The 13616-nt window shown below is 63.7% G+C and carries 12 protein-coding genes; 5 read left to right on the top strand and 7 right to left on the bottom strand.

All coding sequences use genetic code 11. From position 1 onward, the window contains the following. Nucleotides 1-88: 88 nt before the first annotated feature. Both GJG85_RS22690 and GJG85_RS22685 read right to left on the bottom strand, forming a co-directional pair. Complete coding sequence (locus GJG85_RS22690) at nt 89-847, bottom strand: hypothetical protein (protein ID WP_124555530.1); 759 nt, start codon at nt 845-847, stop codon at nt 89-91. Nucleotides 848-1035: 188 nt separating this feature from the next. After that, nucleotides 1036-2472 carry a PLP-dependent aminotransferase family protein gene (locus GJG85_RS22685; RefSeq protein WP_204384437.1) on the bottom strand — a complete coding sequence of 479 codons (1437 nt, stop codon included), beginning with the start codon at nt 2470-2472 and terminating at the stop codon, nt 1036-1038. 266 nt (nt 2473-2738) lie between these two features. On the opposite strand from GJG85_RS22685, the gene GJG85_RS22680 reads away from it, so the two are divergent. After that, entirely contained in the window at nt 2739-4148 is a 1410-nt protein-coding gene (locus tag GJG85_RS22680) for a discoidin domain-containing protein (protein ID WP_050012292.1), read from the top strand. Nucleotides 4149-4222: 74 nt separating this feature from the next. Here GJG85_RS22680 and GJG85_RS22675 read toward each other — a convergent pair whose 3' ends face one another. The 5 genes from GJG85_RS22675 to GJG85_RS22655 form a co-directional block, all read right to left on the bottom strand. After that, nucleotides 4223-4681, bottom strand: a complete 459-nt coding sequence (locus GJG85_RS22675) for a hypothetical protein (RefSeq protein ID WP_235356160.1) — start codon at nt 4679-4681, stop codon at nt 4223-4225. Next, nucleotides 4668-5315 (bottom strand): M35 family metallo-endopeptidase, encoded by a 648-nt coding sequence (locus tag GJG85_RS22670; RefSeq protein ID WP_060734308.1) that lies wholly within the window; start codon nt 5313-5315, stop codon nt 4668-4670. Before GJG85_RS22670 ends, GJG85_RS22675 begins: the two co-directional genes overlap by 14 nt. A 4-nt stretch (nt 5316-5319) precedes the next feature. Beyond that, nucleotides 5320-5856, bottom strand: coding sequence for a PAAR domain-containing protein (locus GJG85_RS22665; protein ID WP_060734309.1), 537 nt, complete (start codon nt 5854-5856; stop codon nt 5320-5322). A 10-nt stretch (nt 5857-5866) separates the two neighbouring features. After that, entirely contained in the window at nt 5867-6361 is a 495-nt protein-coding gene (locus GJG85_RS22660) for a hypothetical protein (protein ID WP_235356161.1), read from the bottom strand. Nucleotides 6362-7041: 680 nt separating this feature from the next. Further along, nucleotides 7042-8157 carry a GlxA family transcriptional regulator gene (locus tag GJG85_RS22655; protein WP_124594757.1) on the bottom strand — a complete coding sequence of 372 codons (1116 nt, stop codon included), beginning with the start codon at nt 8155-8157 and terminating at the stop codon, nt 7042-7044. 355 nt (nt 8158-8512) lie between these two features. Here GJG85_RS22655 and GJG85_RS22650 point away from each other — a divergent pair, with 355 nt between their 5' ends. From GJG85_RS22650 to GJG85_RS22635, 4 genes are all read left to right on the top strand, one after another. Continuing rightward, on the top strand, nt 8513-9787 hold the full coding sequence (locus GJG85_RS22650) for a serine hydroxymethyltransferase (protein WP_050012294.1): 1275 nt from the start codon (nt 8513-8515) through the stop codon (nt 9785-9787). Nucleotides 9788-9829: 42 nt separating this feature from the next. Then, entirely contained in the window at nt 9830-10801 is a 972-nt protein-coding gene (locus GJG85_RS22645) for a dipeptidase (protein WP_050012295.1), read from the top strand. Between the two features lie 138 nt (nt 10802-10939). Further along, nucleotides 10940-11473, top strand: a complete 534-nt coding sequence (locus GJG85_RS22640) for a DUF5943 domain-containing protein (RefSeq protein WP_204384436.1) — start codon at nt 10940-10942, stop codon at nt 11471-11473. 76 nt (nt 11474-11549) lie between these two features. Continuing rightward, nucleotides 11550-13613 carry an NADH:flavin oxidoreductase gene (locus GJG85_RS22635; RefSeq protein ID WP_006488987.1) on the top strand — a complete coding sequence of 688 codons (2064 nt, stop codon included), beginning with the start codon at nt 11550-11552 and terminating at the stop codon, nt 13611-13613. The last annotated feature ends 3 nt before the right edge of the window (nt 13614-13616 follow it).

Here is a 13616-nt window from a genome sequence, read left to right as displayed (position 1 = left end):
CGGAAACGGGCCGCCCGTTTTTTCGTTGCGGGAGCGACGGTGACGGCAGTGCAACGCGACGACCGCTGAGCCCGAGCCCGGGTCACGCTCAGTGGCCGCGATAGAGCTTCGCGAGTTCGGCGTTGCTGGCCGCGGCGCGACGTGTGCGCCCGGTGTGCACGCTGACGCGGCGGATCGCACGCGTGCGATGGGCGGTGTCGCGGCTGCCTTTCCAGTCGGCCACGCGGACCGCGCCGGCGCGCGTCCGGTCAGGCGGGCGCAACGATGGCGCGGCTTGTGCAATGGCCATCTTGCGAGCAGGTTGGGCTGCGAGTGGGGCGCCTGGTGGCAGACTGGCCGCCACTTGCGTTTCATCGGGCGAATGAAACGGGTAGACGGGTGCCGGCACGACCGGCAGCAACGGATCGTTCGACGCGGGCAGCATGGTTTCGGTCGCGACGGCGGCCGGCGCACCGGATCCGCGACAAACGGGATCGGCCTTGCAGGTCTGGTCGACCGCCACGTAGCCGCCGACCAGCAGCACGAGCGTAAGGATGCTCAGGATCGGCGCGCTCGACGCGCGCGGCCGCTGGAAAGCCGCGTTGCGCATCGCGCGGGCGATGCGTGACGACCACGTGTGAAACGATCGCGGCGCATGGGCGGCGTGCGCATCGGCCGACGTGTGTCGGATCGGTTCGAACGGCCCGTTCCATTGACCGCAGACGGGGCAGTGCTCGAGCGCACGGAACGCCACGAAGCCGCATTCGCGGCAGCGGCAGCACGTCGCGTGCCGCGATTCGGCGCGCGCATTCAGCACGGCACGCCAGGCATCGCGCGCGCGGACGCTGCGGCTAGGCAGGACACGCATGTCAGCGACCGACGGGCGCGATCGTCGGGCTAGAGATCGGCGGTCGTTCGCATGCGGTGCTCATGGGATTCTCCATAACATCGGACGGGTGGAACCCGTTCGTCCACGTCTGCCTGCTGCTTCATTCTTGGTCGTTCGCGCACGAAACGCAAGGCGCATGTCGCGCATTCCGCTCCGTACGTTTCGTCCTAGCTGCCGTGCCGCTGTCGGGCCGCGAGCGTGCCGAGCGTCTCCAGCGCGCGCTCGACCGCCGGTGTCCACGGCCGCCCGTAATTGAGTCGCAAATAGCGGCGGAAGCCGCCGGTCGTGGAGAAGATCGGTCCGGGTGCAATGCTCACGCCGTTCTCCATCGCATCGTCGAACAGGTGCATCGCATCCATGTGCGGCGGCAGTTCAATCCATAGAAAATATCCGCCGCGTGGCGCGAACACTTCGGTGTCAGCCGGAAAGTACGCGCGTACGGCCGACAGCATCTGCGCCTGGTGCGCGGCGAGATTGCGGCGCAGCTTGCGCAGGAAGCGGTCGTATGCGCCGTCGCGCAGGTAACTCGAAATCGCCATCTGCGCGGGTACGTCGGCGGCCGGCGCGCTCGCGCCTTTGGCCTTGCGGATCTGCCGGACGAAGCGGCCGGCCGCGACCCAGCCGATCCGGAATCCGGGCGCGAGACATTTCGAGAACGACCCGCAATGCAGGACGAGCCCGCTGTCGTCATACAGTTTCGCGGGGCGCGTGGGCGCCGTGCCGAACTGCAATTCGCCATACACGTCGTCCTCGATCAGCGGCACGCCGCGGGACGCGAGCAGGTCGATCAGCGCGCGCTTGCGCTCGTCGGTCAGCGTCGCGCCGGTCGGGTTGTGGAACGACGTCATGAACCAGCACGCGCGCACCGGATGCGTGTCGAGCGCCTCGGCGAGCGCGTCGAGGTCGAGGCCCGTGCGCGGGTCGACCGGAATCTCGACCGCTTTCAGATGCAGGCTCTGAACGGCCTGCAGCACCGCGTGGAAGGCCGGCCGTTCGATCGCGACGATGTCGCCCGGGCGCGTCAGCGCCTGCAGGCTGAGCGTCAGCGCTTCGGTCGCGCCCGTCGTGATGACGATTTCCTCGAGCGGCAGCGACGCGCCCGCGTTCAGGTAGCGCAACGCGATCTGACGGCGCAGCGCTTCGTTGCCGGGCGGCAAGCCTTCGAGCAGTTTCGTGCGGTCCATGTGGCGCGCGGCCGACGCGACCTGGCGCCACAGGCTGCTCATCGGGAACAGCGAATAGCTCGCGAAGGCCGAGCCGAGCGGCACGATGTCGTCGCATTTGAGCGAGTCGAGCAGACGGAACAGCGCATCGTCGTCGCCGGGTTGCGCGGCGTCGTTTTGCGCGGCGCCCGGCTTGCGCGGCGGATCGCGCGCGAACCGCACGTGCTTGTCCGCGACGTTCGCAACGAAATAGCCGGAGCGCGCCCGCGCGACGATCAGGCCCTCGCTTTCGAGCGCGTAGTACGCACGAAACACCGTGGAAGGACTCACGCGATGCGCGCGGCATGCGGCTCGCACGGTGGGGATGCGCGCGCCGGGCACCAGATCGCCGCGCCGGATCGCGTCGGCGATCGTCTGTGCCAGCACCGCATAGCGCTTCATGCGCGTTCTCCCGGCCATCGACCTCGATGACAAAGAGTAGTACGGCAGCCGTCACGTGCAAGCGCGCCCCACATCGCTGATCCGTATGTTTTATCGGCGCTCTGATCCTGTTCTTTCGTCTGACAAACGGGCATCCTCTCGCAAGCTTTGTTCCCGCTGTCCGACCGATACGGAATTTACGCTGCCCGACCGCGAATCCGTGACGCCCGCGCGTGTCGCGCGAGTCCTTTTCTGCGGCGTCCTTACCTTACCCGGAAGTATCCAGCGTGACATTGAAGACCCTCGTCGCGGGCCTCGCGGCCGGCATTGCCCTCAATCTGTTCAGCGGCGTGGCCGCCGCAGCCTGCGTCAACAATCCCGCCGCCCAGCCGAACGCGACGTTCCCCGCCGCGCTGACCGGCAAACTCGTCTATCACAGCTACGTCAAGTACGGCGACGGCACGAGCCAGTTGTTCCTCTACGATTTCTCGGCCCGTACGCTGACGCAACTCAGCAAGAGCGCGTGGGGCATCACCGATCCGATGAACGGCGTGTTCAGCCCCGACGGCAAGTGGCTCGCGTTCATGGGCATCCGCAACGGCGCATGGAACGTGTTCATGCTGCAGCTCGGCGCCGGCACGCCGCCCGTCAACATGACGAACAGCACGGGCGCCACGCGCAACGAAGACCCGAAGTTCAGCACGGACGGCAAGACGCTCGTGTTCAAGCAGAACGGCGACGTCAAGCAGGCGACGCTGTCGTACACGAGCGCGGGCCCGGTGTTCACGTCGGTCGTGAGCCTGACGAACGCGCCGGCCGGCGCCGAATATTCGATGCCGTTCCTCGCGCCGGACGCGAGCGCCGTGTACTACGCGACCGGCACCGGCTCGAACATGGGGCTGATGAAGCGCACGATCGCGACCGGCGCGACCGCCGTGTTCGATCGTCCGGCCGGGCTGCAGACGTACTACCCGACCGTGCGCGCGGACGGCATGGTGTACTACGCGCGCTGGAAGGACAGCGGCGGGGCCGACCAGATCTATGCGAAGACGGCGGACCCGGCCTCGACGCCGAGCGCGCTGGCGCTCAACGACTGCATGAGCAACAACTCGGACCCGGCGCCCGTCAGTGGTACGAACTACCTGTTCTTCTCGTCGACGACGGCCGGTGGTTATCAGCTCTACGTCGGCGACGTGACGACCGGCCAGCGCTGGAGCCTGTCGCAGTTCGGCGTGAATGCCGATGCGACGAAGGCGAAGCTCGGCGCGAACTACTACGGCGGCGCGGCCGCGGCACGCACGCTGCTGTCGCAGGGGCGGCCGGCCGCGGCGTCGGCAAGCTACAACGCATCGCTCACGCCGGACAAGGCATTCGACGGCAACACGACGAGCACGCGCTGGGATTCGCCGGAAGGCACTGGCGTCGATCCGCAATGGATCTCCGTCGATCTCGGCGCGACGAAGACCATCAGCAGCATCGATCTGTATTGGGATGCGGGCGCACTCGTCTACCAGATCCAGACGTCGAACGACAACGCGAACTGGACGACGATCTATTCGACGAGCAATGGCGTGTCGTATGGGCACGTGACGTTGCCGAACCTGAACGGGCAGGGCCGTTACGTACGGATGGTTGGCACGAAGCGGGCGACGCAGTGGGGGTATTCGCTCGATGAAATGCAGGTGTGGGGATCGTAAGCGCTAGCGGGAAGGTGTGAAAGGCAGGGGAGGACGGCCCGCGTTGTGCGGGCCGGTAAATGGACCGTGCCGTGTCAGTGTGTCTTGGGTATCGGGTTCAGGTTCGGGCAGCAGTGGTCAGGGCATCCCGGGCCGAACGTGATCTCGACGCGACGCCCCGTATCGTCGAACTCGCTCGCGGGAAACGGCAACTTATAGATCCGCGCGATGATGGAATTTCGTTCGCCATAAATCGAAAATTGATCCAATGCTGCCTTGACGTTCGCGGCACGTCGTTGAGCTAGAGCCTTCGGATCTTGCTCCGTCGATTCCGCCAGTCCGACAATCGACACCGCATCGATAATCGAAAAGCGGTTGCGCATGTCGGTCGACCATACTGACAGTTTCGCCAGTTCGGCGATGGATAGGTCGCTCGAATCCTTGCTGAATCGAACATCAAAATCCCAACCCGGCAAGTTCGACGGACCTTCACATGCCAATACCGATTGTGTGCAGCTCAACGCGAGCGCTGTAAGGAATTTAGTCAATGTCAACGACGTACCCCGCGATGCTGTCGGCGTTGTTGATTGATAACTTGGGATGTGATCGTCCCCACCCAGGGAGCAACGGGGTAATCGTGTATTGGTCATCGGTTGACGACATAGTGTCGTGGAAATGAGTCGCTTCGTGAATGATAGTTGATACGTGCGAATCGGCATTCGCGGTCCACGGGCGCATCGTGCAGAATCGCTCGCCAATCGCGATCGTATGCGTCGTTGTGTCAGGCGCACACACGTGAGCGGCCTCGTTAATCGTTCCGCGCGGATGAGGAGTGCAACCCGTCGCTAGATCGCCGGCGCTACCGCTCCGAACGACGTTGTTTTCATTGAATGCCCGAACTACGCCAAGTACCTTCGTTAAACCCGTGAGCAAATGCATTCGAGTTTTGTCGTCGTCTCGACCGAACCACTTGAACACGCGATCTTTGTCTTGCTTTGACCACTTTTTCAAGTCGGCGATGCGAATCGTCAATCGATCGACTGCGCGCCCCTGTGCTACCGCAAACATCTTGCGAAATTCCGAGTTCGTCATGTTTTCGCAGATCGGACGCAAGTCGACGTCTGCGAATCGCTGTGAGCCCTCAATGGTGTTTGTCGTTGTCTCGGCAACGGTAGTTTGGTTTCCCATCTTCTCAGTCCTCGATGACCAGCTTCAAAATTTGCGCGTCTTCGGTTTGCACGCGTGCGGTACAACCATGCCGATCGCTCACGCCCGTTGCAAGTACGTTTCCGGCTCGATCCTTGATCCAATAGCGCACGTTGCTTAATCGCTGCTTTGTCCGCACGTCGCGGATCACGAATTGGTCGTCGTGGATACCGGGTGCCGCCATGTGCCGCGTGGGCGCCACTGCCGAACCCGCAGCGAACCGGTTCGCTGCATTTCCGCTACCGCTGTCGCTATAGAAAATCGTGCTGTCGCTCCCCGCGATCAGTCGGTTTCGACCGCATGGGCACAATACGGCGTCACCCTCCAGCGCAACACATCGCCCGTGGTGAATCATGCGCTGTGCGCCGCCCACTATCGGGAACGCCCCTTCGCAATTTCCGCATGTCGCCTTGTCGCCATCCAAGGCTACCTGTTTGCCGTGATTGAACATCGTGGACGTCACCGCGATGACGACACCGCCCGTTGTCGTCGGATCCCCATTTCTTGCTGCTCGTCGACTCATGGTCGTTTCCTCAATCGAAGTTGGTAAAGATCCAGTCGACCGAATCGGGATCGTAAATCGCGTATTGATCGATCTCCGCGCCTTCAATGACGACGGTCGGTGGCATATGTGCCAATGCTTCGGCCTCTGCATCGGCGATTTGCTCGGCGGTCCATGTATCCATCATGTCGAGCGTCTTGACGAACTCGGATAGTCCGGCTCGTGAATAGGCGGTTTCAATCCGATCGACCACGCTGTCAGGGAAGCGGATGGTGAAGTGGTCGCGATGCTCGACCGGCACGTCGAAGGATGCAAACGTGTAGGTCATCAGCGGATAGCCTGCATCGGAAACCACCAGACGGCCTCCGGTCGCCGCATACGCATAGTTCACGGCGATCAAAAGCCGGCCATGCTGCTCCATGAAATGACGGGTATCGACCTGCCGGAAATCGATTGGCCAGAAGTCGTCGTCGTGCGCAAGCGTCCGCGAACCTATGACTGCATCAACGGTGAAAGGTAGGTGCAAATGAACGGATCACTCGTGCAGACCATTTGCATATTGCCGCTATATGCTGAATCGATCGTGCCGGGTGCGCAGGGCCGCGTGGTGCTCAGGTGCTGAACCATCGCGTAAAGTTGGATCGACGAGTGAAGAAAATATGGACAATCGGCTTGTTCTTTTTCTGTCATGGGCTCGGATATCTCATGCATGAACGAGCTATGAACGTTCGCCGGGAATTGTTGCCGTGTCTATCGGACAAGTATGATTTTAGTTTGGATTCCGACTGAAAAGAGACGCCGTGACAATCGGCAATATTGAGTAGGCGTCAATTACTCGATTCCGAAGCGTGCTGTGCTTTGAATAAGCGACTCGCGAAAGCTTCCCGCCAACTTCGAACGCGTGATCGCGCTTATCGTCGCGCCGGACGACAGCGGGCGCGATTGCGCGATGGAATCGGAATGTCCGCTAGCGGGAATTCCCAAGCGCGGACGGGCGGCGTGTTCAGTGCGCCCTCCGCCGATTTCCGGCGAACGTCTTCTTGTGGCAGGAGCGCACCGGGAAGAGGAAAGTCGGCGATTACAACGGTAATGCCGTCAGTTGAAGCGGCGCGAAAGCATCGCGCCGAAAGGCTGAAACGTCCGTCTGGCTTTTTTGATCATGCCTTCGCAGTCGCTCGGCATGTTTCCTGCCGCACAGCGCCCGCCTCACGCATGCAGCACATGCGCCGGAAACGCCGGCCCGGCACTCGCCGCACCCTGCGCGAGCGGCGCCACCTGCTTGCGTCGCTCACGCGTCGGCGCGACGCCGAACGCGTCGCGATAGCTCTTGCTGAAGTGGCATGCCGACTGGAAACCGCACGCCATCGTGATGTGCATGATCGACATGTCGGTCTGCAGCAGCAGCTCGCGCGCACGGCGCAGCCGCAGCGTCAGGTAGTAATGCGTCGGCGTCATCCCGAGATGCTCGCGGAAAAGGCGCTGCAATTGCCGCTGCGACATGTTCGCGAGCCGCGCGAGTTCCTCGCGCGACAGCGGCTCCTCGATGTTGTTCTCCATCAGCGAGATCACTTCGAACAGCGACTTGTTCGCCGAGCCGAGGCGGGCGACGAGCGGCATGCGTTGCTGCGCGCTCGTGTCGCGCACATGTTCGACGATGAACTGCTCGGCGATCTGCGTGACGCGCGCGGTGCCGACGCGCGCGGCGATCAGGTTCAGCATCATGTCGAGCGGCGCGACGCCGCCCGTGCACGTGATGCGGTCGCGGTCGATCACGAACAGTTCTTTCAGGAAGCGCGTGTCCGGAAACTCTTCCTTCAGCGCCGACATATTCTCCCAGTGGATCGCGCACGCGTAGCCCGCGAGCAGCCCCGACTTCGCGAGTGCATAGGTGCCCGTGCACAGGCTGCCGAGCGGGAGCCCCATGCGTGCGAAGCGACGCAGCGTCGACAGGTGGGCGGACGTCGTCGCGCGCTGCACGTCGACGCCGCCGCACACGAATACGATGTCGGGTTGCCCCACGCATTCCGCCGGCCCCGTGTCGACCGTGAGGCCGTTGCTCGCCGTGACCGGACCGCCGTCCGGGCTGATCACCGACCAGCGGTAGAGCGGCTGGCCGCTCAGGTAGTTCGCCATCCGAAGCACCTCGATCGCATTGGTGAACGCGATCATCGTGAAGTTCGGTAACGGCATGAACGCGAAGTGGGACAGCGACGCTGTGCGGTCGGGCGACATGGGGAGCGTTCCTTGAATCTCTAATAGCTTTTGGCCCGGGGCACGAATCGGGCTGCGGTATTGTGTGAGCGAGTGCAACAAGCGTGCCATACGGCTAAACCCTAGCTCCAAGCGTTGTCTGGGCATCGGGCCGTTGCTGCACTGCACCGTATCCGGGAGAAGCCGCACGCGAACGTGCGGCAAACGCACTGCCGGTGTGCGTGTCCATAGGTGAACCATCGATACCGTTTCGGGCGCTCGTCCCGAAAAGCACGACCGGTCACTTGTACAAAACGGACGCGCATGGCGGAAAAGGCAAAGAACGCGTCTAAATTCATCAATCCGCCGAAAATCCGAACGACAAGAATAGAGCCGTCGGCAGCCTTGCACTGGACGAGCGGGAAACCCAGTGATGGCGGGCCTTGAGCTTCGGTTGCAGCCCTTTATTCTTCGTCACGGACGCACTATGTCGAACACTCAGCCTTTCTTCTCGCAGCCCCTTGCCGAGCGCGACGCGCCGGTGCGCAGCGCCATCCTGAAGGAACTCGAGCGTCAGCAGTCGCAAGTCGAGCTGATCGCGTCGGAAAACATCGTGTCGCGCGCCGTGCTCGAGGCGCAGGGCTCGGTACTGACCAACAAATACGCGGAAGGCTATCCCGGCAAGCGCTACTACGGCGGCTGCGAATTCGCCGATGAAGTCGAGGCGCTCGCGATCGAACGCGTGAAGCAGATCTTCAACGCCGGCTATGCGAACGTGCAGCCGCACTCGGGCGCGCAGGCGAACGGCTCGGTGATGCTCGCGCTCGCCAAGCCGGGCGACACGGTGCTCGGCATGTCGCTCGACGCGGGCGGCCACCTGACGCACGGCGCGAAGCCGGCGCTGTCGGGCAAGTGGTTCAACGCGGTCCAGTACGGCGTGAACCGCGACACGCTGCGCATCGACTACGACCAGGTCGAGGCGCTCGCCCACGAGCACAAGCCGAATCTCATCATCGCCGGCTTCTCGGCGTACCCGCGCGCGCTCGACTTCGCACGCTTTCGCGCGATCGCCGACAGTGTCGGCGCGAAGCTGATGGTCGACATGGCGCACATCGCCGGCGTGATCGCCGCGGGTCGCCACGCGAACCCGGTCGAGCACGCGCACGTCGTCACGTCGACCACGCACAAGACGCTGCGCGGCCCGCGCGGCGGCTTCGTGCTGACCAACGACGAGGACATTGCAAAGAAGATCAACTCGGCCGTGTTCCCCGGCCTGCAGGGCGGCCCGCTGATGCACGTGATCGCCGGCAAGGCCGTCGCGTTCGGCGAAGTACTGCATGCGGACTTCAAGACCTACATCGACAGCGTGCTCGCGAACGCGCAGGCGCTCGGCGAAGTGCTGAAGGCCGGCGGCGTCGATCTCGTCACGGGCGGCACCGACAACCACCTGCTGCTGGTCGACCTGCGCCCGAAGGGCCTGAAGGGCGCGCCGGTCGAGCAGGCGCTGGAACGCGCGGGCATCACCTGCAACAAGAACGGCATTCCGTTCGACACCGAGAAGCCGACGGTCACGTCGGGCATTCGCCTCGGCACGCCGGCCGGCACGACGCGCGGCTTCGGCGTCGCGGAGTTCCGCGAGATCGGCCGCCTGATCCTCGAAGTGTTCGACGCGCTGCGTGCGAACCCGGAAGGCGACCCGGCAACCGAACAGCGCGTGCGCCGCGAGATCTTCGCGCTCTGCGAGCGCTTCCCGATCTACTGATCGACCCACCCCACAAGAACAGTCACACGAGCGAGAGCAGATATGAGCACGCTGCATCAGGACAGCATCATCATCGACGGACTGAACATCTCGAAGTTCGAGAAGCCGGTGTTCGAGGACATGCGCAAGGGCGGCATCACGGCCGCGAACTGCACGGTGTCGGTGTGGGAGAACTTCACGAAGACCGTCGACAACATCGGCGTGATGAAGAAGAAGATCCGCGACAACGGCGAGCTGCTGACGCTCGTGCGCACGACGGACGACATCTTCCGCGCGAAGCAGGAAGGCAAGACCGGGATCATCCTCGGCTTCCAGAACGCGCATGCGTTCGAGGACAACCTCGGCTACATCGAGGCGTTCGCCGACATGGGCGTGCGCGTCGTGCAGCTTTGCTACAACACGCAGAACCTGGTCGGCACCGGCTGCTACGAACGCGACGGCGGCCTGTCGGACTTCGGCCGCGAAGTGATCACCGAGATGAACCGCGTCGGCATCATGGTCGACCTGTCGCACGTGGGCGGCAACACGTCGTCGGAAGCGATCGCGTTCTCGAAGAAGCCGGTGTGCTATTCGCACTGCCTGCCGTCGGGCCTGAAGGAACATCCGCGCAACAAGAGCGACGCGCAGTTGAAGGAAATCGCCGATGCGGGCGGCTTCGTCGGCGTGACGATGTTCGCGCCGTTCCTGAAGCGCGGCATCGAGGCGAACATCGACGACTACATCGAGGCGATCGACTACGTCGTGAACCTGATCGGCGAAGACGCGGTCGGCATCGGCACGGACTTCACGCAGGATTTCGCGAAGGAATTCTTCGACATGCTGACGCACGACAAGGGCCGCTATCGCCAACTGACGAACTTCGGCAAGGTGATCAACCCGGACGGCATCCGCACGATCGGCGAATTCCCGAACCTGACCGCCGCGATGGAACGCCACGGCTGGAAGGAGTCGCGGATTCGCAAGATCATGGGCGAGAACTGGGTGCGCGTGTTCAAGGACGTGTGGGGCGCGTAAGCGCCCGCCGAGCCGAACCGCACTCGTCGTTTCAACATAAAAAAATCGGGACGTGCCAGCGCAAGCCGCGCGGGCACGCGGACGATGTCGCGCCTGCGCACTGAGCCGCGCGGCCACTTTCCTCACGGAGTCACCACGATGCAACCGCAACTGCCGATCAACGTCGATCCCGATACCGGCGTCTGGACCACCGACGCGCTGCCGATGCTGTACGTGCCGCGCCATTTCTTCACGAACAACCACGTCGCCGTCGAGGAAGCGCTCGGCGTCGACGCGTATGCCGAGATCCTCTACAAGGCCGGCTACAAATCCGCCTACCACTGGTGCGACAAGGAAGCCAAGCTGCACGGCCTGACCGGCATGGCCGTGTTCGAGCACTACCTGAAGCGCCTGTCGCAACGCGGCTGGGGCCTGTTCTCGATCATCGAGGCCGACCCGGCGAGCGCCCGCGCGAAGATCGAACTGCGCCACTCGTCGTTCGTGCTCCAGCAGCCGGGCAAGGAAGGCAAGCTCTGCTACATGTTCGCGGGCTGGTTCGCGGGCGCGATGGACTGGGTCAACGACACGACGCCGGAAGGCAAGGGCGCGCCGCGCGCATACTCGAAGGAAGTGCAATGTGCGGCCGAGCATCACGATCACTGCATCTTCGAAGTGTCGCCGATCGCGAACTGATGCACTGACGCATTGATTCACTGAAGCAGAACAACACCCGCAACACGAGACATTCGAACGCCAGAGGTCGCCAGCGATGCGTTATCCCCACCTGTTCAAACCCATGCAGCTGAACCAGCTGACGCTGCGCAACCGGATCGTCAGCACCGCGCACGCGGAGGTGTATGCCGAGCCGGGCGGCCTGCCGGGCGACCGCTATATCCGCTACTACGAAGAAAAGGCGAAGGGGGGCGTCGGCCTGGCCATCTGCGGCGGGTCGAGCCCGGTATCGATCGACAGCCCGCAAGGCTGGTGGAAATCGGTGAACCTGTCGACCGACAAGATCATCGATCCGCTCACGCGCCTGGCTGACACGATGCACAAGCACGGCGCGAAGATCATGATCCAGGCGACGCACATGGGCCGCCGCTCGTCGTTCCACGGCGAGCACTGGCCGCACCTGATGTCGCCGTCGGGCGTGCGCGAACCCGTGCACCGCGGCAACGCGAAGATCATCGAGATCGAGGAAATCCGCCGCATCATCGGCGATTTCGCGGCGGCCGCGAAGCGCGTGAAGGCGGCCGGCATGGACGGCATCGAAATCTCCGCCGCGCACCAGCACCTGATCGACCAGTTCTGGAGCAAGCGTTCGAACCACCGCACCGACGAATGGGGCGGCAGCCTCGAAAACCGCCTGCGCTTCGGCATCGAAGTGCTGACGGCCGTGCGCGAGGCGGTCGGCAAGGATTTCTGCGTCGGCCTGCGCATGTGCGGCGACGAATTCCACGAGGACGGCCTCGATCACGAAGCGTTGAAGGAAATCGCGCAGGCGATGTCGGAGACGGGCCTGATCGACTACCTGAGCGTGGTCGGCTCGGGGGGCGATACGCACAACACGATCGCCAACTGCATGCCGCCGATGGCGTTGCCGCCGGAGCCGTTCGTGCACCTCGCAGCCGGCATCAAGTCGGTCGTGAAGATTCCGGTGATGCATGCGCAGAGCATCCGCGATGCGGGCCAGGCCGAGCGCCTGCTCGCGAACGGCATGATCGACCTGGTCGGCATGACGCGCGCGCAGATCGCCGATCCGCACATGGTGATCAAGATCCGCGACGGCCGCGAGGACGAAATCAAGCAGTGCGTCGGCGCGAACTACTGCATCGACCGCCAGTACAACGGCCTCGACGTGCTGTGCATCCAGAACGCGGCGACGTCGCGCGAAGCGACGATGCCGCACATCATCGAGAAGTCGCGCGGCCCGAAGCGCAAGGTCGTGGTGGTCGGCGCCGGCCCCGCGGGCCTCGAGGCGGCGCGTGTCGCGAAGCTGCGCGGCCACGACGTCGTGCTGTTCGAGAAGAACGCGGAAGTCGGCGGCCAGGTGATGATTGCCGCGAAGGCGCCGCAGCGCGAGCAGATGTCGGGGATCATCCGCTGGTTCGACATGGAAACGAAGCGCCTGGGCGTCGACCGGCGTCTCGGCGTGGCCGCCGACGAGAAGATGATCATGGCCGAGAAGCCGGACATCGTCGTGCTCGCCACCGGCGGTTCGAGCTTCACGTGGCAGGTGCCGGCGTGGGGTGTGGCCGAAGGCCTCGCCGTCAGCTCGTGGGACATCCTGACCGGCAAGGTCGAGCCAAAGCAGAACGTGCTGCTGTTCGACGGCGTGAGCACGCATGCGGGCGCCGGCGTGGCCGATTTCATGGCGAGCCGCGGCTCGAAGGTCGAGGTCGTCACGCCGGACGTGAAGGTCGCCGACGACTGCGGCGGCACCACGTTCCCGATCTTCTATCGGCGCCTGTACGCATTCGGCGTGATCCCGACGCCGAACACGATGCTCGATCGCGTCTATGAAGAGAACGGCAAGATGATCGCCGTGCTGCGCAACGAGTACACGGAAGAACTGGAAGAGCGCGCGGTCGACCAGGTGGTGATCGAGAACGGCTCGTCGCCGAACGACGAGCTGTACTGGAAGCTCAAGCCGGAATCGGTGAACCGCGGCCAGATCGATCCGCACACGCTGTTCGCGGCCGAGCCGCAGCCGTGCCTGTCGGAAGAACTCGGCAACGGCCGTTTCCTGCTGTTCCGTGTCGGCGACTGCATCTCGATGCACAACGTCCACGGCGCGATCTACGACTCGCTGCGTCTCGTGAAGGATTTCTAAAAG

The organism is Burkholderia sp. MS389, assembly GCF_016899425.1.
Lineage (GTDB): Bacteria > Pseudomonadota > Gammaproteobacteria > Burkholderiales > Burkholderiaceae > Burkholderia > Burkholderia sola.
Note: the sequence above shows the minus strand (reverse complement) of the source record. Positions and strands in the feature narration are given on the sequence as shown.

Coding starts and splice junctions, on each gene's coding strand:
- GJG85_RS22690 (WP_124555530.1), bottom strand. CDS start 847: ATGCGTGTCCTGCCTAGCCGCAGCGTCCGCGCGCGCGATGCCTGGCGT.
- GJG85_RS22685 (WP_204384437.1), bottom strand. CDS start 2,472: ATGAAGCGCTATGCGGTGCTGGCACAGACGATCGCCGACGCGATCCGG.
- GJG85_RS22670 (WP_060734308.1), bottom strand. CDS start 5,315: ATGGGAAACCAAACTACCGTTGCCGAGACAACGACAAACACCATTGAG.
- GJG85_RS22665 (WP_060734309.1), bottom strand. CDS start 5,856: ATGAGTCGACGAGCAGCAAGAAATGGGGATCCGACGACAACGGGCGGT.
- GJG85_RS22655 (WP_124594757.1), bottom strand. CDS start 8,157: ATGGCACGCTTGTTGCACTCGCTCACACAATACCGCAGCCCGATTCGT.
- GJG85_RS22650 (WP_050012294.1), top strand. CDS start 8,513: ATGTCGAACACTCAGCCTTTCTTCTCGCAGCCCCTTGCCGAGCGCGAC.
- GJG85_RS22645 (WP_050012295.1), top strand. CDS start 9,830: ATGAGCACGCTGCATCAGGACAGCATCATCATCGACGGACTGAACATC.
- GJG85_RS22640 (WP_204384436.1), top strand. CDS start 10,940: ATGCAACCGCAACTGCCGATCAACGTCGATCCCGATACCGGCGTCTGG.
- GJG85_RS22635 (WP_006488987.1), top strand. CDS start 11,550: ATGCGTTATCCCCACCTGTTCAAACCCATGCAGCTGAACCAGCTGACG.